Raw genomic sequence first — 20,220 nt, 5'->3', positions numbered from 1 at the left:
ATCACAATAGAACACGGCCCCGACCTTTGAAAGAGTCGCGGCAGTTCAATCTTTGAGGAAAATGATGGAGTTTGAAAGGAAAGGCAAGGCCCGGTGCGATCACTTAACGCAGGGCCAGTTTTTCCCGCTTTTTCAGACGATCAGGATTGAGCGAGACATCCCGCACAACATCGCCCGCCTTACCTAAGGCAGACAGCTCCTCGCCATCCACAAGGATACGCAAAGCCCCGGCATTGCTGGTCATCAGGCGCAAACCAGAACGACCAGAGGGAGGCGACCAGCGCTCGCCGGTGCGCAGCACGCCGTTCCACACTTCCCGATTGGCATCATCCACAATATAAAGCCAGGCATCCGACCGCGCCTGCAAAACAAGACGGCTACCCAGAAGCGCCGCCCCATCATCGCCAGAGCCTGCATCAGGAGAAGCGGATTCGACAGTGGGTTCGGGCTTTGCATCACCTGATATGCGGCTTTGTTCGGCAGATGAAGACCCGCCCGCAGCCTCGCCCGCAGGCACAGATTTGGTAACTGCCGAAGCGATCACCTGACTGACCTGATCACCCGGAGCCTCAGGGTTGGATTTTTGCGCCTGATCAAGCAAAGCGGCATCCACGGCGAGCCCCGCCGCAACAGCCTTGCCATCGGCAGCCCTATCAGTGAGATGCGCGGTCAGATGATGCGGCACGGGATCAACTTGTGATTCCGCCATGGATATAGTGCCAAAATCGGCGATCCAGCCAAAATAAATGGCCAGCATCCCCGCAGACCCAGCCAAAAGAACAGCCCGCCCCGGCAAGCGGGAATCCGCCACAGGCTCGGGAAAATGCAAATGCGATTGTTCATTGACCGCCCCCGCTTCCCTGCGGAAGGATTGCGCTAACGCTTGCCCATCAAGACCAAAAAGAACCGCATAGGATCGCACGAAACCGGCACTGAAAGCGGGCGGCGGCATATCCCCATAGCGGCCATCTTCCAAAGCGGCCAGATATCGGCTTTTGATTTTGAGTTCTGCAGCGCTCTCTTCAAGAGAACGGCCCTGCGCCAAACGTGCCTTTTGCAGAATGTGCCCCACAGATAAATCGGACCCTCCTGTATCGGGGCTCCTATCATCAGCTTGGGATAATTCATGCATTTTGGATTGGCGCTCATCAGTCATGGCTTGCAACTTTCCGACTCAGTTTTCTATCCGCAGCCTTCAGTTTCATTCACAAGTATCTGGCAATAAATATCTGGCAATTTTGAATGGCATCTCAGGGCCATCATGCAGCCATCCTCACGAGAGCAAAGCCCTTCATCTATGAAAAGCGCTTGAACCAAGCCAAGCCCCATCCCTTTTTGCTTGGTTCTACCCCTATGGCAAAGATGGACCACGCCCATTTCCAGCATTCCGTTAACGATAGCGTATCATATAGGACACAGGTCAATAGAGGATTAATGATTAATCGCAATATTGTTCTAAAAAAATCTTATTTCTTCGTAATTCTTAGGAAAAATCACAAATCGACGGAATGATCCCGTGCATAATCCTTAAATTTTACACGTAATGAGTGATCAGGCGATTGGAGCATATCCAGAATATAGTTTTCGATCTGCCGCACATTAAGCGAACGAATCATCCGGCGCACCGGGCCGATGGTCATCGGTGAGATGGATAAGCGCCGCAAGCCCAATCCGATCAGGGCCATGGCCTCCAGGGGCCGTCCGCCCATTTCGCCACACACGGTCACCGGCACTCCGGCCCGATCACAGGCCTTCACCACCATGCGGATAAAGCTCAAAACCGCAGGCGACAAAAGATCATAGCGATCAATCAAACGCGGATTGGACCGATCACTGGCAAAAAAGAACTGCATCAGATCATTGGTGCCAATAGACACGAAATCAACCAGTTCAAGAAGCGAATCAAGCTGCCACGCCAAAGCCGGCACTTCGAGCATGGTGCCGATCTGAAGATCCACAGGACCCTTGAGGCCAAGACGCTCGAAGCGCTCCATTTCCTTTAAGGCAATTTTGCGCGCCGCCTTGAATTCGGCAACATCGGCGATCATGGGAAACATGATCGAAAGGCTGCGCCCGGCCGCCGCCCCCATCAAGGCCCGTAATTGATAGCGCAACAAAACCGGCCGATCGAGGGCAATGCGGATCGCCCGCCAGCCCATTGCCGGATTTTCTTCTTCTTCATGCTGCAAAAAGGGCACGGCCTTGTCGCCCCCGATATCAAGGGTGCGAAACACCACCGGCCGCCCCCCCGCCGCATCCAGAACCGCTTTATAAAGCTCTTGCTGGGTTTCAAGGCGGGGCAAAGTGGAACTGACCATGAACTGAAATTCGGTGCGAAACAGCCCTACACCATCAGCCCCCAAAGCATCGAGATGCGCCATATCCGATTGCAGACCGGCATTCATGTGCAAATGGATCCGCACCCCATCGCGGGTCACGGATGGCAGATTCCGCTCGGCCCGAAACTGAGCCGCCTGCTCGCGCTTGATCAGGATGCTATCGCGATAGGTTTCGCACAGATCCTCGCCGGGGCGCACCAGAACCTGGCCACTATCGCCATCCAGAATAAGCCGATCACCGGCCCGCACATGCTCGCCGATATCAATGCAGCGACCAATCAGCGGAATCCCCATCGCCCGCGCCAGAATCACCACATGGCTGGTGGCGCTGCCATCTTCTAAAACAACGCCTGCCAGCTTGCTGCGATCATAATCAAGCAGTTCCGCAGGCCCCATGGTGCGCGCGATGATGATCGAATCCTCACTCAATTCCTGACCATTCTGGCGACCCGCCAAAGTCCGCAGCAGGCGATTGGCCAGATCATCAAGATCTGACAGGCGCTCGCGCAGATAGGGATCGGGGCTGGCAATCATCCGTCGCCGATTTTGCTGCTGCACCCGTTCCACGCTGGCCTCGGCGGTCAGGCCTGAGTCGATGGCATCGAAAATGCGCCTTTGCCAGCCGCGATCATAGGCGAACATCTTGAAGGTTTCGAGAATATCGCGATGTTCGCCCGCCGTGCCGATTTCGGGCAGGGCAATCATCCGATCCACCTGTTCGCGCATGGTTTCAAAAGCTTCGAGCAGGCGCGCCTTTTCGGTTTCCAGATCTTCGGCCACAAAGCGGGTGACCTCAACCCGGCCTTCATGAAAAACCGCCACGCCAAGGGCAATACCATCCGCCATCTTCTGGCCCTTGATGGTGAGCGGCAGACCCGATTGATTCAAACCATCGGCGATTTCATCGGGATCGACCAATTCCCCCGAGCCCACCAGTTCGGCCAGAACCATGGCCACGGTCAGCAGGGCTTCTTCTTCTTCGGCGGAATATTCCCGTGGCTTGACATTCTGCACCACCAGAATGCCCGCAACTTTATTATGCCGAACAATCGGCACACCCAGAAAAGAATGATAGGTTTCTTCGCCGGTTTCCGGGCGATAAGCATAGCGCGGATGGCTAGACGCTTCCTGCACATTAAGGGGCAAAGCGCGCTGCGCCACCAGCCCCACCAGCCCTTCGCCAAAGCGCAGGCGGGTATGATGGACCGCTTCCTGCTTCAGGCCCTCGGTCGCGAAAAGCTCAAGAATTTCGCCCGCCCGAACAAGATAAACCGAACAGACTTCGGCCACCATATTCTGGGCGATCACGGTCGTCAGCCTATCAAGCCGTTCCTGCGCACTGCCGGGCCCCGCCATCACCTGGTGAAGGCGGCGCAAGAGCAGACGGGGACGACTGGCCAGATCGTTCACATCAGATCCAATTCTGCTGCATGAAATTCTCAGCCATCAAAGCTTGGAGCCGAACCGGCCCGATCAAGATAATGGGCCGCCTCGATCATCAATTCAGCCATGATCTCCTGCACCGATTGTTCCGATCTGACCAAACCAACACTTTGTCCTGCCATCACCGAACCCTGTTCCACATCACCCTCGATCACCGCGCGCCGTAAGGCACCGGCCCAAAATCGTTCAATTTCAAGCTGCGCATCCTTGGGGTTCAAGTCCCCCTTATCGACGCAATCAATCACCCGGCGCTGTTCTTCCATGAAACGCCGGGACGCATCATTTTTCAAGGCTCTTACCGGGATCACCGGAAAGCGAGGATCAAGCTGCACCGATGGCACCGCATCCCGCGCCGAAGCCCGGATAAAGGCCTGCTTGAATTTCGGATGCGCCGTTGATTCGGTGGCGCACACAAAGCGTGTGCCCAATTGCACCCCCGCCGCCCCCATTTCAAGATAAGCGGCCATCGCTTCACCCCGGCCAATGCCGCCTGCCACAAAAATCGGCACGGCATTGATATGGGGCAGAATTTCCTGCGCCAGCACGCTGGTTGAAACCGGGCCGATATGGCCACCGGCTTCCGAGCCTTCGACCACCAAAGCATCAACACCCGAGCGCACCAGTTTTTTCGCCAAAGCCAAAGCCGGGGCAAAACAAATCACCTTGATCCCGGCGATTTTCAAACGATCGATCGCCCAGCCCGGCGGCAGGCCCCCGGCCAGCACCACATGCCCCACATCCTGATCGATGCACACCGCCACCAGTTCATCCAATTGATGATGCATGGTGATCAGATTGACCCCAAAAGGCTTAGGCGTCAGCGCCTTGGTCGCCGCAATTTCAGTGGCCAGCAAATCCGGGGTCATCGCCCCACAGGCCAAAACCCCAAATCCCCCGACATTGGAAAGGGCCGAGACCAGATGGCGTTCTGAAAGCCAGGTCATGGCGCCGCCCAGAATGGCCCGCTCCACCCCTAAAAACGCACAGCCCCGGGCCATCAGATGGGTCAGCCGCCGATGACCTTCAACCGCCTCTAAAGGCTGCGGCGGCTCGGCGGCCTCCGCCTTCAGATCTTTCATGCCCGATCATCCTGCTGCTGCACCGCATCCAAACCATAGGCGGTATGCAAAGCGCGCAGCGCCAATTCAGTATATTCCGAATCGATCAGAACGCTGACCTTGATTTCCGATGTGGAAATCGCCCGGATATTGATGCCGCGATCCGCCAAAGTTCGGAACATGATATTGGCGACCCCGGCATGGCTGCGCATTCCGATCCCGATCACCGAAAGCTTGACCACATCGGAATTGACCTCGATCGATTGATAGCCGATACGGTCGCGATGATTGGCCAGCACCTCCTGCGTGCGCGCCAGATCACTTTCCGGCACGCTGAAGGTCACTTCGGCCTCATCCTTATGGGGGGCCTGGCTTTGCACGATCATATCAACAATGATATCGGCTTCGGACAGCGGGCTGAACAGATCCGCCACGGTGCCCGGCCGATCCGGCATTCCATAAACCGTTACAACCGCATCGGCACGCGAATAAGCAAGGCCGGTTACCAGTTCTTTTTCCACGATTTCATCCTCATTCACCACAAGCGTTCCGGGCGTATCCTTGAAACTCGATAGCACCTGAACCCGCACAGCATGGGTCATGGCCATGGCCACCGACCGGGTTTGCAATACTTTTGCACCAAGTGATGCCATTTCCAGCATTTCTTCATAGGTGACACGATCAAGCTTTCGCGCGCGCGTCACAATCCGGGGATCGGTGGTATAAACACCATCCACATCCGTATAAATATCACAGCGATCCGCCCCCAGGGCCGCAGCCAGCGCCACCGCCGAGGTATCCGATCCCCCGCGCCCCAGAGTGGTGATGCGGTTATCGGGCCCAATGCCCTGAAATCCGGCGATCACCGCCACCTGACCTTCGCCCATGCGTTTTCGTAATTCGGACACATCAATATCTTCGATCCGGGCGGCCCCATGCACGCCACTGGTGATCATCGGCATCTGCCAGCCCAGCCACGATCGCGCCGGCACCCCCATGCCCTGCAAAATGATCGCCATCAGCCCCACGGTCACCTGTTCACCGGTCGAGACGACTGTATCATATTCCCGAGCATCATGAAGGGGAGAGGCTTCCGTGCACCATTTGACCAGCTGGTTCGTTGTCCCGGCCATGGCCGAGACCACCACGGCCACTTCATGGCCTTCATCAACGGCCTGCTTCACATAAGCCGCCGAAGCCCGGATACGATCGAGATCGGCCACCGAAGTGCCACCGAATTTCTTGACAAGACGCGCCATAGAATGGTCCTTGAATCGAAGCAACGAGGACAGCACAACATCAAGATCGTCATGCCGCCCGCAACAAAGGTGGCGTATTCATAGGGCGAACTTTGCCTGCTCGCAAGTTACCCAAAGGATGATCGAAAGGTTTCTCATGAGCCCCAATACAGATCACAGCCCTAAATCCGCCACCATCGACCCTGCTGAAGCCCGCCAATTTGCCGATGTCGCCGCCCATTGGTGGGATCCAAAGGGCCCTTTTCGCCCCCTTCACAAGCTCAATCCCGCCCGACTCGATTTCATTCGCAAGGCCATCACAGATCATAAAAAATGTGATGCCGGATCATTAAGACCGTTCCAAGGCCAGCAGATGGTCGATCTGGGATGCGGCGGCGGATTGATCTGCGAGCCTTTGGCGCGTTTGGGGGCCGATGTCACCGGGCTTGATGTTTCCGATGAAACCATCGCAATCGCCCAAAGCCACGCCCGATCCATGGGCTTGCCCATCAGCTATCTCAAGGCCAGCGCCGAGGATCTGGCCGATGAGGGCAAGCGCTATGATGTGGTTTTAGCGCTGGAGGTGATCGAGCATGTGGCCGATCCGAAGCTGTTTTTAAAGGCCGTGCGGCAATTGGTGAAGGCGGATGGGCTGGTGATCTTTTCCACCCTTAATCGCACGGCGCGGTCTTTTGCCATGGGGATTGTGGCAGCGGAATATCTGCTGGGCTGGGTGCCCCGGGGAACCCATGATTGGAAAAAATTCGTCACCCCCGCCGAAATGACCGCACTTCTGGGTGAGCAGGGCTTTGAGGTGGGCGCGATCGCGGGCCTGTCTTATGATCTTTTAGGGGATCGCTGGCATCCATCCCATGATTGCGGGGTGAATTATATCGGCTGGGCCAAACCCCTTAAAACCGGCTGAAAGGCAAAACCGGCCTCATGGCTGGGGGGGCTGGGGGGATGAGGCCGTTCAGGCATCTGATCGCCCGCGCCCGCCGGGCAACGGCATCACATCCACCCCTTCATCAATCAGCTCGGCAGCGTCTTTGAGGCTGGCCTCGCCATAAATATCGCGCTTTTCGGTTTCGCCATAATGCATGCGGCGGGCTTCTTCGGCAAAACGATCCCCCACATAATCGCAGTTTTGTTCCACCTGCCGTCGCATCTCCAGCAAAATCTTGTGCAGGGAATCCGGCATTGTTTTGGGCGGCATCGCTGTGGGCGGACTCGTTCTGGATGAACTCGTTTTGGATGACCTCTGGCCGGGGGCTGCCCGCGCATCATGGGGCATCGGGGGCGCGTGGCCTGCCCCTTTCTCATCCCGTTCACCAGATGAGGAGGCGGCAGACAGCCTGCCGCCAGTCCGGCCCTCACCCTCATCCCCAGAGTCGCACAAGCCCCCAGCGCCGCGTAAACCGGCAAGCTTGGGCGCTGAAAATGCTTTTGAAATTTCTGCCGATCCACATTCAGGACAGCTTAAAATCCCGGCATCGCGCTGACGGCTGAAATCATCCCGCCCGCGAAACCAGCCTTCAAAGCTATGGCCCCGGCCACATTTCAGATCAAAAACGATCATGCATTGTCCCTAAAACAAAAAGATCAAGCATCCCAAAAGGGATCAATCCCCCCATCCTTTATCGCAAAACAAGCCGCCATCAAGAACGAAACGGCGATCAGATGGTCAAAGGCCGATCATGGCCAAGGGCGGGGATCCGCGCCCGCGCCGCCGCCACCGCATCCAGATCGATGGTGAAAAGGCTCACCCCCCGATCCCGTCCGGCATCCACCAGAACCTCGCCCCAGGGATCGACCAACAGGGAATGGCCAAAGGTATCGCGGCCATCCGCATGATGGCCCGATTGCGCCGGAGCCATCACAAAACACCCCGTTTCAATAGCCCGGGCGCGCAGCAGAACATGCCAATGCGCCCGTCCGGTGGTTTCGGTAAAGGCGGCGGGGATGCTCAAAATGTCTGCGCCTGCCTGCGCCAAAGCCCGATAAAGATAGGGAAAGCGCAGATCATAGCAGATGCTAAGCCCCAGTTTTGCAGGCCCGATATCGGCCAGAACGGCCTGTGCACCGCCCTGATAGGTTCGCGATTCGCGATAGCTTTCACCCGCCCCCAAAGACACATCAAATAAATGGATCTTGTCGTAGCGGGCGATGATCCCGCCATCCGGGCCGATAACAAAACAGCGATTGGCCAAACGCTGCCCATCGTCCCCAGAATCGTCCTCCTTGCCATCGCCCTCTTTGGCATCGGGCTCAAGAACGGGCAGTAAAATCGGCATCGAGCCGATCACAAGGGTGATGCCGCAATCCCGGGCCAGCGCCCGAAAAGCCCTGAGCGCCCGATCCTCGGCTTCGGGCCGGGCCGTGGCCAGGGCACGATCCCGCTGGCGCACAAGGCAGCTTGTCATTTCAGGGGTTGCGATCAGCTGCGCCCCATCCGCCGCCGCCTGCCGGATCATGGCTGAAGCCGTGGCCAGATTATCCTCCACATCATCCGAGGATGTCATCTGCACCATCGCTATGCGCAGGGGGCGCGGCATGGGTTCAGGCCCCCAGCAGGGGATCAAGCCCACCCTTGCGATCAAGGGCCACCAGATCATCGCAGCCGCCGATATGGCGATTGCCGATGAAAATCTGCGGCACGGTCGAAGCGCCCCCCGCACGTTCGATCATCTCGGCGCGCTTGGCAGCTTCACTGCCAATATCGATTTCGCGGAACGTCTGGTTCTTTTTCTTCAAAAGGCTTTTGGCGCGCACGCAATAAGGGCACCAGGCCTTAGTATAGATCACCACATCCGCCATATCGTCTCCATTTCTGTTGAATGCGCCCCGAAAAGCGCCATTGAGCCTATTGATGCGCAGGAGAAAGCACCCGCGCCACCGTGAGTACAGAGATATGGGCAACCCCCGCCTTGCGCAAGACCCGGGCGCAGGCATTAACCGTGGCTCCGGTGGTATAAACATCATCCACCAAAATCACCCGTCGCCCTGAAAGCGCCGCCCGGCTCCGCGCCGATCCCCCCAACGCAAAGGCTTTGCGCACATTTTTCATCCGCTCGGATCGATTGAGGCCCCCCATGCTTTTGGTGCGCTTCACCCGCACCAGCAGCGTGGGATCATGGGGAATACCGCTTTGCCGCGATAAGGCCCGGGCCAGAAGTGCCGATTGATTGAAGCGCCGGCTGAAAAGGCGGCTATGATGCAAGGGCACGGGCAAAAGCAGATCCGCATCCGCCAGCATAGCCCCACCGGCCCGAGCCATTAAAAGCGCCAGAGGCGCGGCCAGTTCGGTGCGATCAGCGCGTTTATAGGCAAGGATCAGGGAGCGACTGGCATCATCATAAACCAAAGCGCTCAGCCCCCGATCATAAAGCGGCAAACCCGCCAGACAGGCACCGCACAGGGGTTCGCCTGCCATGGCATACTCGAAAGGATAGCCGCAATGATGGCAGCGCGGATCGGTGATGAAGCGCAAGCCGCCCCAGCAGGCTGCGCATAAGGCCCCCTGCCGATCCACCAGAGCCCCGCAGCCATAGCAGCGTGGCGGCAGGATCAGGTCGATCCCCTGCCGCAGCATGGCCCCCACGGCCGCCAGCCGCCCCCCCATGAACGAGCCTGCCGTGATCCCCACCCTTATCGAGGAGAGAGGATCGGGATCGGGATCGGGATCGGGATCGGGCTTCATGCGCGCCATGGATCAGATCATCCGGGCCGGGATGGATGGGCGCAATCGGGCTTTCAACTGATCTTCTTCAAACAGGGCGGCAAGCTGTTCGGTCATCGCCCCGCCAAGCTGTTCGGCATCAACGATGGTCACCGCCCGGCGATAATAGCGGGTCACATCATGGCCGATGCCGATGGCCAGCAATTCCACCGCCGAACGGCTTTCGATCCAGCCGATCACCTGCCGCAGATGCTGCTCGAGATAGGTGCCGGAATTGACCGACAAGGTGCTGTCATCCACCGGCGCGCCATCGGAAATCACCATCAATATCCGGCGTTCCTCGGGTCGGGCGATCAGCCGGTTATGGGCCCAGAGCAGCGCTTCGCCATCGATATTTTCCTTCAAAAGCCCTTCGCGCATCATCAGGCCCAGATTGCGCCGCGCCCGCCGCCATGGGGTATCGGCGGTTTTATAGATGATATGGCGCAGATCATTGAGGCGCCCGGGATGGGTGGGCTTGCCTTGATTGAGCCATTTCTCGCGGCATTGCCCGCCCTTCCATGCCCGGGTGGTAAAGCCCAGAATTTCGGTTTTCACACCGCAGCGCTCCAGGGTGCGGGCCAATATATCGGCGGAAATGGCGGCAATCGAAATCGGCCGCCCGCGCATGGAACCGGAATTATCAAGAAGCAAGGTGACCACCGTATCGCGAAATTCGATATCGCTTTCGGCCTTGAAGGATAAAGGCTGGGTGGGATTGGTGACCACCCGGCTCAGCCGCCCGGAATCGAGAATGCCTTCTTCCAGATCGAAATCCCAGCTCCGGTTTTGTTGTGCCATCAATCGCCTTTGCAGCCGATTGGCAAGCTTGGTCACCGCCCCCGATAAATGCACCATCTGCTGTTCCAGATAGGCGCGCAGGCGATCCAGTTCTTCGCTTTCGCACAAATCTTCGGCCCGGATCATTTCATCATAATCGGTGGTAAAGGGGCGATAGGATGGCAGATCGGGCCGGGTTTCCGGCGGATTATTCGATTGCCAGGGCATGGCCCCTTCCAGATTGTCGTCGCTTTCATGGGCTTCGGCCACATCCTCGCCATCCAGTTCCACAGCATCGCCATCCTCGCCTTCGGCGTTGCTTTGATCGTCTTCGGCATGATCCGAGCTATCGGCGGCGCCATCGCCTTCGTCACCTTCCCCCTCTTCGCCCTCATCGCGGCCATCGCCTTCATCGGATGCTGTGTCGGGGTCGTCCTCCTCGTCGCGATCCTCGCGCTCATCGGGGTGATCGGCCAGATCGAGATCGGCCAGCAAACCGCTCACCTGCCGGGCAAAGGCGCGCTGATCGCTCATTTTATCGCTCAAGCCATCCAAACGATCGGCGGCGCGTTCCTCGACCCAGGCGCGCATCACATCAAGCGCCGATTGCGCTGAAGCCGGTGAGCCTTCACCGGTCATCCGTTCGCGGGCCAGAAGATCAACAATATCCGACAGGGCCACTTCGCCCGGTTCATGCACCCGATCAAGGCCACGCGCCTTGCAGCGCCGATCCAGCGCATGGGCCAGATTGGCCTTCACCCCGGCCATGGCATTCGCCCCCAAACACTCCACCCGCGCCTGCTCCATGGCATTATAAACCGCCCGGGCAATCTCGCCCGCCGGGGCATGGGCGGCATGAAGCCGGGGATCATGATGGGCAAGGCGCATGGCAAAACCATCGGCATCTCCCCTGAGATCGGCAATCTCATCGGGGGAAAGCCCGCGCGAAGGCGCTTTCAAATGCAGATCGAGCCCCGAAAGGCCCGGCCGATCATGGCTGAAGCTCACCTCCAGCTCCGGCTTGCCCGCCAGGGCCCGGGTGGCCCCGGCCACACTGCGCTTGAAGCTTTCCGCTGGCGATCGATCCTGTGCCGCCATAAAGGCCTTATTCCTCTCTAGCTCGCGCGGGCGATGCGGGTCGCGGATTCAGGCAGATCCGTGCCAAAGCAGCGCTGATAATATTCCGCGACCAGCGCCCGTTCCGCCTCATCGCATTTATTGAGAAAGCTGACCCGGAAGGCAAAGGCCACATCCTTGAAGATTTCGGCATTCTGGGCCCATGTCAGCACCGTGCGCGGGCTCATCACCGTGGAAATATCCCCCGCCACAAAGCCGGCGCGGGTGAGATCGGCAACATTGACCATCTGGCTGACGATTTTGCGGCCCGCCTCATTCTGATAATGGGGCACTTTAGCCAGCACAATCTCGGTTTCCGTATCATGGGGCAGGTAATTAAGCGTCACCACCACATTCCAGCGATCCATCTGGCCCTGATTGATCTGCTGGGTGCCATGATAAAGCCCGGTGGTATCACCCAGGCCCACGGTATTGGCGGTGGCAAACAGGCGAAAAGCCGGATGCGGGCGGATCACCCTGTTCTGATCGAGAAGCGTGAGGCGGCCCTCTACCTCAAGCACCCTTTGGATGACGAACATCACATCCGGCCTGCCCGCATCATATTCATCGAACACCAAAGCGGTGGGTGATTGCAAAGCCCAGGGCAGCAGCCCTTCGCGAAATTCGGTCACCTGCTTGCCATCACGCAGAACAATCGCATCCTTACCCACCAGATCAATGCGGCTGATATGGCTATCGAGATTGATTCGCACGCAGGGCCAGTTCAGCCGCGCCGCCACCTGTTCGATATGGGTGGATTTGCCGGTGCCGTGATAGCCTTGGATCATCACCCGGCGATTGAAAGCAAAACCGGCGATGATGGCCGCCGTGGTTTCCTGATCAAACACATAAGTGGGATCATGATCGGGCACATGTTCGCTCGGCTCGGAAAAGGCCGGAACATCCATATCAAGATCGATACCAAAGGTTTCACGAGCCGAAAGGGTGATATCGGGGAGGCGCGCGCTATCGGGTTTTTCAGAAACGGTCACGTCAGGTCTATCCAATCTGTTCTTGTCTCACTTTTACGCATCGGGCTCATCGGGCGGGCTTATCCGGCGCTTTGCCGCTCATTTCATTGCCTTATCATCTTGCGTCAAATGTTTATACGCACCGATCACGGCGTTCAGATGAGGCTCATACCGCCGGTCGCCGCCATGGCTGTCGGGATGATAGCGCCGCACAAGATCCTTATAGCGGTTCTTTATGTCTTGCCTTGAAGCCGATGCGTCAAGCCCCAGAATTTCGAGGGCCGCCCGGGCCTTGTTGTGACCCCCCCTATAATCCTGGGCCTTATGATCATGCCCTGCGCCCGTCGCTGCCTTGGCCGACCGGGGCCGCTGGCTTTGGGTTTGGGTGAAAAGATCATGGGGATCATGAAAGGACGGTTGCCCGCCGGCACCCCCATGGTCAGCAGGCCGGCTGCCCATCGGCCAGGTTTTACGTTCCCACATCGGCGCGGCATGGCGCAGGCCATCGATTTCATCCTGATCCATGCCCATGGTATAATCCCATGATGCATTAAAAGCCCGGATATGCGGCAGGCAAAACCAATGCCAGCCCGCACCGCCATCCCGGCGGGGGGCGCGAAACAGGCCCGCATCATCGCAGCCTGCCTCGGCACAGGGGCGAAGGATGCCATCCTCCACCTTGCCATGAAATCGTTCGGCCCGTGTCATGGCCCCAATATCGTTGATCGGGGCAGCGGCGACAAGCCCATGCATCACCCCCCTTTATCCAACAGCCAAAGAACGCTATCTATAAAGTCCCATCATCTGATCAAGGCGAGACGAAAGAGCCCCATGACCCATCAAAACACGCAGGATTCATCGCAGGATTCAATCGAGTCTCTCGAATCTCTGGGCCCTGCCGGTCAGGCCCTGCAGCAAAAGCTTGCTGCCGCCTTCAGCCCCGATCATCTGCGGCTTCGTGATGAAAGCCACAAACATGAGGGCCATGCAGGCCATCGCCCCGAAGGGGAAAGCCATTTTCATCTGGAAATGACCAGCAAGGTTTTCAGCGGGCAATCGCGTGTGGCCCGCCAAAGAATGGTTTATGCCCTGCTGGCCAATGAATTAAAGCAACAGGTGCATGCCCTGAGCCTGAGCCTTGCCGCCCCCGATGATAAAAGCAAATGATCGGCTTTTGCGATGCGCAAGGCTTGACGTGCCAGCCGATGCGGTGTAGATGCCCCCGTCTGCCGTGAATGGAACCATCCACGCGGCTCTTTGGAAATAGAATGCCCTGATCGGCCCTTTTTTTCTGATCGGGCGCTGATAACAAACAAGAGGATCAAGACATGTCCCGCCTGTGCGAACTGTCTGGCAAGCGTGTTGAGACCGGCATGAAAGTCAGTCACAGCCATATCCGCACCAAACGCCGCTTCATGCCGAATCTGAAGCGGGTTCGTTTGCTGAGCGAAACACTCGGCCGCGCCGTCAGCTTCCGGATTGCCGTGAGCACGCTGCGTTCGGTCGATCATCGCGAAGGTCTTGATAATTATCTGCTGAAGGCAAGCGACGCCGAGCTTTCCATCAAAGCCCGCCGCCTGAAAGCCGAAATCAAAAAGAAAAAGACGGCTGCGCCCGCCGCCCTCGCCGCTGAATAAGCGCTGCGTATAAGGCTGAGGCGTCCAAGGCTGTTGGACATTAAAATGAAAGCGCATTGGGATCATTCTCCTGATGCGCTTTTTCGTGTTGGATACCCTTAAGCCTGCGGGACCCTTATGGCTGCGGCATCTTATAGCGCAATAAAATCGTGCGTTGCAGCGGTGAGAAATTATCATCCGAGATAATCGTGATCATCCACTGCCCGACAGTATCCACATGCACCGCCAAAGCTTCCATATTATCCACCATTAGGGGCGGTTCCAGCCGCGCCAGTTCATCGCCCTTGAGCACCGCATCGGGCAGGATGGCAGCGAGATCGATGCGCAAAAGGCGGGCCCGCACCCCCCTTAGGGGCGAATAGCTGCGCAGCAAAAGCAGCACATCGCCATCGGGCAAAAGGGCCGCATCGGTGGGGGAAAAACCTTCCGGTGCATCCAGGGCCATCGCCGCCGCTATGCCATCGCGATAAAGCCAGGCTTTGAGCGGTCCCTCCTTCTCCTTCCGGCCATGCTCTGAAAATGCGAGCACGGCGCCATTGGCCAGGCGCACCATCGCTTCAAGGCCGCCATTGCCGGGATGATCAAGCATCATGAGGGGCACATCCACCGCCACGCCGGGTGCCAGAAAAAAGGGGGTGGGATCAGCAAAAACATCCACTGCCGCGTTTGTCGCCCCATCAATCCCTTTGGACGCAAAGGCCAGCACCCGATCCTGGCTTTCATAGCCAACCCAAAAGCCATCTTCCATCAGGATCAGCGATTCGGAATCCCGATCACCCGCCGCCAAAGGCACGCCATCAGCACCGCGCATCGGGGCGATCCGCGCCGCCCCCACCCCTGTGGGGCGACCATCACCGGCAGCAGAGTCTAATTCCATCCAAAGCCACTGCCCGCGATCCGTCAGCCCGATCATGGTTTTTCCATCCGCGCTGATCTCGATCGAGGAAATGCCACCAAAATCCTTGTTTTCGCTTGTGAGTTCCAGAGCCGTAACAAATTCGAGCCGACCCACGGTTCGCGACTTATCGGGATCGGCGGAGCGATCCATGCCGATCTCCCGACTTTCGATCACCAGCCCATCATCACCCATGCCCAAAGAGGCGCCATCGGAGGATGCGGTCTGATCGGCATGGGCAAAACATCCCGCCAGAGAAAGACCCATCATCAGGATCAAAATCCGGAGCAGACTTTTGCGGGCCATCCGGACGGGCTGTGCGATCATGAGAAACTCCATATCAAAAGCCGCTTTGATGGAAGGGATTGCGGCGCTATGCTGGTTCTTTATCAAGGGTCTGGATCGTTTCTTCAACCCAGCACAAAAATACAGGAGCCGATCATGGATGGCATCAGCACGCTGAAAACCGATGGCCTGATGGCCCGCCGCAATCTGTTGAAGGGGCTTTCGGCCCTGCCGCTGGCGGCTGTTCTGGCAGACCCGCGCCTTGTCCGGGCGGCGGCGGCCGGTCTCAAAAATGTCGAGATCAAAGGCCCCGATGGCCGCACCCTGCGCGCCGCTTTGGCCCTGCCCGAAGGGGCCAGTGCGGACAATCCCGCGCCCGCAATCATCACCATCCATGAATGGTGGGGGCTGAATGATCAGATCAAGGCGGTGACCGCCGATTTCGCGCAGCAGGGCTATGCCGCTTTGGCCATCGATCTTTATGATGGGGCGGTGGCCACAAGCGCCGATCAGGCAGGCACATTGGCCCGGGAAACAGACCCCGACATCGCCACCCAAACCCTTCTAAGCTGGGTTTCATGGCTGCGGGCCCATGCCGCCACCAGCGATAGGCTGGGCACGGTGGGCTGGTGCTTTGGCGGCGGCTGGTCATTGAATGCCGCCATTGCCGCGCCTGTGGATGCCTGCACCATTTATTATGGGCGCTGTGATCGCCCGGCCAGCGATATGGCCCGGCTCAATGGCCCGGTGCTGGGGCATTTCGCCACCCGCGATGGCTATATCGATGAAGCCATGGTGGGCCGCTTCAAAGCCGCGATGGATGAAGCGGGCAAGCCTTATGATGTCTATTGGTATGAAGCCGATCATGCTTTTGCCAATCCCACCAGCGCCCGTTATGACCAGGAGGATGCGGCCCTTGCCTGGAGCCGCACCCAGGCCTTTTTCGCAGCGCATCTCAAAGCCTGAAGATGAGCGATCCGGCCCTTGTTTTTGACCGGCGGCTTCTGCGCCAGCGCCGCAGCAAAGCCTGTGCGGGCATGGCCAAAGCGGGCTTTCTGCACGAGGAAGTCGCCGCGCGGCTGCTGGAACGGCTGGGCGATATCAACCGCCCGTTCGACAGCGCTGTGGCCTTGGGCTGGGATGCCCCCCATCAGCCGCTGCCCGCCCGCCACAGCTTTTATGCCGATCTTTCGCCCGGGCGCGCGGCCCGGATGCCCGGCCCGGCTTTGGCCTGTGATGAAGAATGGCTGCCTTTGCGTGATGATAGCCTGTCTTTGGTGATCAGCAATCTCGCCCTCCATTGGGTGAATGATCTGCCCGGCACCCTCATCCAGATCAATCGCGCTTTGCGCCCCGATGGCCTGTTTCTGGCGGCCATGCTGGGGGGAGAAACATTGATGGACCTGCGCCGCGCCCTGATGGATGCCGAGCTTGATCTGTGCGGCGGGGTGCGCCCGCGCGTTTCTCCCATGGCCGATCTGCGCGATATGGGTGGCCTGCTCCAGCGGGCCGGATTTGCCATGCCCGTGGTCGATAGCGATCTGATCGAGATCAGCTATGGCGATCCTTTGGCGCTGCTTCATGATCTGCGCGCCATGGGGGAAAGCAATGTTTTATATGATCGCCAGAAAAGCCTTTGGCGGCGCGATGTTCTGATGGAAGCCATGCGCCTTTATCAAAGCCGGCACAGCAATATGGATGGCCGCATCACCGCCCGCTTTCAGATCCTGTTTCTCACCGGCTGGGCCCCGGGCCCGGGCCAGCCGCGCCCCAAACAGCCGGGCAGCGCCACCCGCCGCTTGGCCGATGCTTTGGGCAGCCGGGAAATCAGCATCAAAAACAGCCGCGACCCTTGATCCGTCGGCCCCCATCTGATCGAGCTTGCGCTAAAGTTCTTGTTTTGTTCTAATTATCGGCAATCAGCCGATTCCCTATGAACAAGGACCATCCCCCCATGCGCAAGCCCCACCGCCTTGAGTGCATGTATATTGATTTTGATGGATTTTTCGCATCCGTTGAAGAACAGGCGCGGCCCGCTTTGCGCGGGCGGGCGATTGGGGTGATTCCTTTTGAACATGCCACCGCTACCATCGTCATCGCCGCCAATGCCAAAGCCAAACGCTATGGCGTGAAAACCGGAACCGATGTGGTGGAAGCCCGGCGTTTATGCCCCGAAATCGCTTTGGTTCCGCAATCGCCCGATCTGTATGCCCGCGCCCATCACAAGCTGATTTTAGAAATCGAATCGGTGCTGCCCATCGATGTGGTGTGCTCGATCGATGAACTGGCCTGCACCCTGAAAGCCGAGGATCAGGACGATCCGCATCAATTGGCCCGGCGGATCAAGGATCGCATCCGGGATCGGGTGGGGCCTTATGTCACCTGCTCCATCGGCATGGCCCCCAATCGGCATCTGGCCAAAATCGCCAGCGATATGAACAAGCCCGATGGCCTGACGATCCTTTATCCCGATGATCTGCCCGGCCCTTTGCTGGATCTGGAGCTTGATGATCTTCCCGGCATTGGCCGGCAGATGCAGCGCCGCCTGAATGCGGCAGGGATCTGGAGCCTGTCGGATTTATGGGATACCCAGCCCAAACAGCTTCGCGCCTTGTGGGGCAATGTGAATGGCGAGCGATTCTGGTATGCGCTTCATGGCTATGCGGTGCAGGCCGAAGCCGCGCAGAAATCGATGTTTGGCCATGGTCGGGTGCTGCCGCCGGATCGTCGCGGCTATGATGATGCCAGCGATTATTCCCGCCTGCTGACCATCAAGGCCGCCCGCCGGATGCGCCGAGAGCGCTTTCTGGCCCGGCGATTTGGCCTGTGGCTGGTGATGAAGGATGATCGCTGGTCGGGGGAAATGCCCCTGGCGGAGAGCAATGATGATCACAGCTCGCTTCATGCCCTGGAACAGCTCTGGCAGCGCGCGCGGGCCAGCCTGCCGCCGGGCCTGCGGGTGGTACGGGTGCATGTGGCGCATTATGATCTGGTGCCCGAAGGCCACCGGCAGCTTGATCTGCTGACCCCGGAAACGCATCAATCCGAACGCTGGCGGAAAATTTCCGCGATCATCGATCAGGTCAATGCCAAATATGCCGCCACAGTGATCAGCCAGGGGGTTTGGGCCCCGCCACCGGGGGGCTATGCCGGGGCCAAGATCGCCTTCAGCCGCATTCCCGATATCGAGGATGGCTGGTGATGCCCCATGATCTGCATCTGAGCGATTATCTCGATGGCTATCGCTTTATCTGCCGCTGCCCCCATTGCGGCATCACATGGTCTGTGCGGCCTGCCGATCTTTTGCAACGCCCTGATCTGCATGGCCGCATGACCCTAGATGAACTGGCGGCGATCCTGCCCTGCCGCCGCGCCCGGGATCATCAGGGCCGCATTCAGGAACGCGAATCGGCAAAAACCGCCAAAGACCTGCGGATCACCCCGATCAAAAGCCGCCCCGATCATCATTTCATCGCCGGGATGGTGTAAAGCCAATCATCGATGAAAGCCGCCCCCGCTCAGCTTTTTGCTCCATCATCAACGATCAGGCGGAAAATATCGGGCCGGGCATAATGCCCCGCCACATCGAGATCGAATTTGCCCCGCGCCAGATCGCCGCGATCAAGATCGGCCAACAGCACCGCATCCTCGCCATAAACCGGGCCCGCCAAAATTTTTCCCAAAGGCGAGATGATCACAGAGCCCCCATTGATAAGGGTCGTTTCGGGATCGTTTCCTTCTCGGCAATCAAAATCATCGGGCAGATCCCGCCGCTTCAAATGCTGGCAGGCCGACAGCACGAAACAGCGCCCTTCAAGGGCGATATGGCGCATGCTGGCCTGCCATTCCTCACGCTCATCCACCGTGGGGGCGCAATAAAGGGTCACCCCTTGGGCATAAAGATGGCTGCGATAAAGGGGCATATAATTTTCCCAGCAGATGGCCATGCCGATCCGCCCGATGGGCGTTGGCACCACCTCCATCGTTGATCCATCGCCCTGCCCCCAGATCAGGCGCTCCATCGCGGTGGGCATCAGCTTGCGATGTTTGGCCAGCAGGCGGCCATCCGGGCCAAAAACAAGGCTGGTGCAATAAAGCGTGCCGCCCGCGCGCTCGATCACCCCCACCACCAGATAAAGCCCGCAATCACTGGCGATTTCAGCCATGCGATCCACCGCCGGACCGGGCAGATCAATCGCCGCTTCATGATAGCGACGAAATTGATCCCGTCCTTCAGGGCTGCGCGAGCCCAGCCGGGTGCCAAAATCGATCCCCTTGGGATAGCCTCCGATAAAGGCTTCGGGGAAAACCACAAGCTCAGCCCCGCCCCGCGCGGCATCGGATGCCAGATCCGCCAGCTTTCCAAGGCTTTTCTGCGTTTCAAAACCGGCTGATCCGGCCTGCACCACAGCGGCTTTTATCCCATCATCCATCGCCTTCATCCTTCCGCTTTTGAGCCTGCACTCTTTCGATCCAATCCGGAAATTAGCATGAAAGCGCGACAAAAAAGCCACCCGATTGATCACAAAACGGGCATCCAAAAAGGCAACCATCTGCTAAGCTTTCCATGTCATTGTGTGATCATTCTTTCTTTCATTTGCACGGGTTTTCATCATGCCAGATCGCAAGCCATCCGGGCGCGCCCCTTTATTTCTATCAAGCCTGCTTGGTGTTTGCCTGCTGCTCGGCGCCTGTGGCGGGGGCGGATCGGCCAGCAATCGCCCCAATACCGCCCCTGCG

General features: G+C 58.4%; 20 protein-coding genes. 7 read left to right on the top strand and 13 right to left on the bottom strand.

Translation table 11 applies throughout. The annotated features are described in order from the left end of the window. Positions 1-103 precede the first annotated feature (103 nt). The 4 genes from AQ1_RS10295 to AQ1_RS10275 all read right to left on the bottom strand — a co-directional run bounded on the left by AQ1_RS10295 (position 104) and on the right by AQ1_RS10275 (position 6,099). On the bottom strand, positions 104-1,156 hold the full coding sequence (locus tag AQ1_RS10295) for a helix-turn-helix domain-containing protein (RefSeq protein WP_150007366.1): 1,053 nt from the start codon (positions 1,154-1,156) through the stop codon (positions 104-106). 337 nt (positions 1,157-1,493) lie between these two features. Continuing rightward, the gene (gene ptsP, locus AQ1_RS10285) at positions 1,494-3,749 is read right to left on the bottom strand and encodes a phosphoenolpyruvate--protein phosphotransferase (protein ID WP_313982145.1); all 2,256 of its coding nucleotides are present in this window, start codon (positions 3,747-3,749) and stop codon (positions 1,494-1,496) included. A 29-nt stretch (positions 3,750-3,778) separates the two neighbouring features. Beyond that, positions 3,779-4,780, bottom strand: coding sequence for an NAD(P)H-dependent flavin oxidoreductase (locus tag AQ1_RS10280; protein WP_042086964.1), 1,002 nt, complete (start codon positions 4,778-4,780; stop codon positions 3,779-3,781). A gap of 77 nt (positions 4,781-4,857) precedes the next feature. After that, positions 4,858-6,099: an aspartate kinase gene (locus tag AQ1_RS10275; RefSeq protein ID WP_042086929.1), complete on the bottom strand. Its 1,242-nt coding sequence runs from the start codon at positions 6,097-6,099 to the stop codon at positions 4,858-4,860. Positions 6,100-6,235: 136 nt separating this feature from the next. On the opposite strand from AQ1_RS10275, the gene ubiG reads away from it, so the two are divergent. Next, positions 6,236-7,003, top strand: coding sequence for a bifunctional 2-polyprenyl-6-hydroxyphenol methylase/3-demethylubiquinol 3-O-methyltransferase UbiG (ubiG, locus tag AQ1_RS10270; RefSeq protein ID WP_042086927.1), 768 nt, complete (start codon positions 6,236-6,238; stop codon positions 7,001-7,003). Positions 7,004-7,051: 48 nt separating this feature from the next. Here the strand turns inward: ubiG and AQ1_RS10265 are convergent, their stop codons facing one another. The 7 genes from AQ1_RS10265 to AQ1_RS10235 all read right to left on the bottom strand — a co-directional run bounded on the left by AQ1_RS10265 (position 7,052) and on the right by AQ1_RS10235 (position 13,416). Beyond that, complete coding sequence (locus AQ1_RS10265) at positions 7,052-7,657, bottom strand: DUF1178 family protein (RefSeq protein WP_042086925.1); 606 nt, start codon at positions 7,655-7,657, stop codon at positions 7,052-7,054. A gap of 97 nt (positions 7,658-7,754) precedes the next feature. Continuing rightward, the gene (locus AQ1_RS10260; RefSeq protein WP_462687124.1) at positions 7,755-8,633 is read right to left on the bottom strand and encodes a carbon-nitrogen hydrolase family protein; all 879 of its coding nucleotides are present in this window, start codon (positions 8,631-8,633) and stop codon (positions 7,755-7,757) included. A gap of 4 nt (positions 8,634-8,637) precedes the next feature. After that, positions 8,638-8,895, bottom strand: a complete 258-nt coding sequence (gene grxC, locus AQ1_RS10255; protein ID WP_042086922.1) for a glutaredoxin 3 — start codon at positions 8,893-8,895, stop codon at positions 8,638-8,640. 46 nt (positions 8,896-8,941) lie between these two features. Beyond that, positions 8,942-9,787: a ComF family protein gene (locus tag AQ1_RS10250; protein WP_462687123.1), complete on the bottom strand. Its 846-nt coding sequence runs from the start codon at positions 9,785-9,787 to the stop codon at positions 8,942-8,944. Positions 9,788-9,790: 3 nt separating this feature from the next. Then, positions 9,791-11,674, bottom strand: coding sequence for a cobaltochelatase subunit CobT (cobT, locus tag AQ1_RS10245; protein WP_042086921.1), 1,884 nt, complete (start codon positions 11,672-11,674; stop codon positions 9,791-9,793). A gap of 17 nt (positions 11,675-11,691) precedes the next feature. Continuing rightward, complete coding sequence (gene cobS, locus AQ1_RS10240) at positions 11,692-12,684, bottom strand: cobaltochelatase subunit CobS (RefSeq protein WP_042086919.1); 993 nt, start codon at positions 12,682-12,684, stop codon at positions 11,692-11,694. A 78-nt stretch (positions 12,685-12,762) separates the two neighbouring features. Then, positions 12,763-13,416 (bottom strand): J domain-containing protein, encoded by a 654-nt coding sequence (locus tag AQ1_RS10235; protein WP_052371197.1) that lies wholly within the window; start codon positions 13,414-13,416, stop codon positions 12,763-12,765. Between the two features lie 78 nt (positions 13,417-13,494). On the opposite strand from AQ1_RS10235, the gene AQ1_RS10230 reads away from it, so the two are divergent. Continuing rightward, positions 13,495-13,830: a BolA family protein gene (locus AQ1_RS10230; protein ID WP_081837269.1), complete on the top strand. Its 336-nt coding sequence runs from the start codon at positions 13,495-13,497 to the stop codon at positions 13,828-13,830. Positions 13,831-13,991: 161 nt separating this feature from the next. Beyond that, on the top strand, positions 13,992-14,300 hold the full coding sequence (gene rpmB / locus AQ1_RS10225; protein ID WP_042086916.1) for a 50S ribosomal protein L28: 309 nt from the start codon (positions 13,992-13,994) through the stop codon (positions 14,298-14,300). A gap of 115 nt (positions 14,301-14,415) precedes the next feature. On the opposite strand, the gene AQ1_RS10220 is transcribed toward rpmB, so the two are convergent. Then, a complete protein-coding gene (locus AQ1_RS10220; protein WP_161760558.1) occupies positions 14,416-15,522 on the bottom strand; it encodes an esterase-like activity of phytase family protein in 1,107 nt (368 codons plus the stop codon). 114 nt (positions 15,523-15,636) lie between these two features. On the opposite strand from AQ1_RS10220, the gene AQ1_RS10215 reads away from it, so the two are divergent. The 4 genes from AQ1_RS10215 (at position 15,637) to AQ1_RS10200 (ending at position 18,969) form a co-directional block, all read left to right on the top strand. Continuing rightward, positions 15,637-16,446: a dienelactone hydrolase family protein gene (locus tag AQ1_RS10215; protein ID WP_042086954.1), complete on the top strand. Its 810-nt coding sequence runs from the start codon at positions 15,637-15,639 to the stop codon at positions 16,444-16,446. A 2-nt stretch (positions 16,447-16,448) separates the two neighbouring features. After that, positions 16,449-17,336, top strand: a complete 888-nt coding sequence (locus tag AQ1_RS10210) for a methyltransferase domain-containing protein (RefSeq protein ID WP_042086912.1) — start codon at positions 16,449-16,451, stop codon at positions 17,334-17,336. A 98-nt stretch (positions 17,337-17,434) separates the two neighbouring features. After that, positions 17,435-18,682, top strand: coding sequence for a Y-family DNA polymerase (locus AQ1_RS10205; RefSeq protein ID WP_042086911.1), 1,248 nt, complete (start codon positions 17,435-17,437; stop codon positions 18,680-18,682). Further along, entirely contained in the window at positions 18,682-18,969 is a 288-nt protein-coding gene (locus tag AQ1_RS10200) for a hypothetical protein (RefSeq protein WP_042086910.1), read from the top strand. Before AQ1_RS10205 ends, AQ1_RS10200 begins: the two co-directional genes overlap by 1 nt. Positions 18,970-18,998: 29 nt before the next feature. On the opposite strand, the gene AQ1_RS10195 is transcribed toward AQ1_RS10200, so the two are convergent. After that, positions 18,999-19,913 (bottom strand): carbon-nitrogen hydrolase family protein, encoded by a 915-nt coding sequence (locus AQ1_RS10195; protein WP_042086951.1) that lies wholly within the window; start codon positions 19,911-19,913, stop codon positions 18,999-19,001. Between the last annotated feature and the right edge of the window lie 307 nt (positions 19,914-20,220).

The sequence above is a fragment of the Iodidimonas nitroreducens genome, assembly GCA_000710935.1.
Lineage (GTDB): Bacteria > Pseudomonadota > Alphaproteobacteria > Sphingomonadales > Rhodothalassiaceae > Iodidimonas > Iodidimonas nitroreducens.
This window is presented reverse-complemented; position numbering and strand designations above follow the sequence as displayed.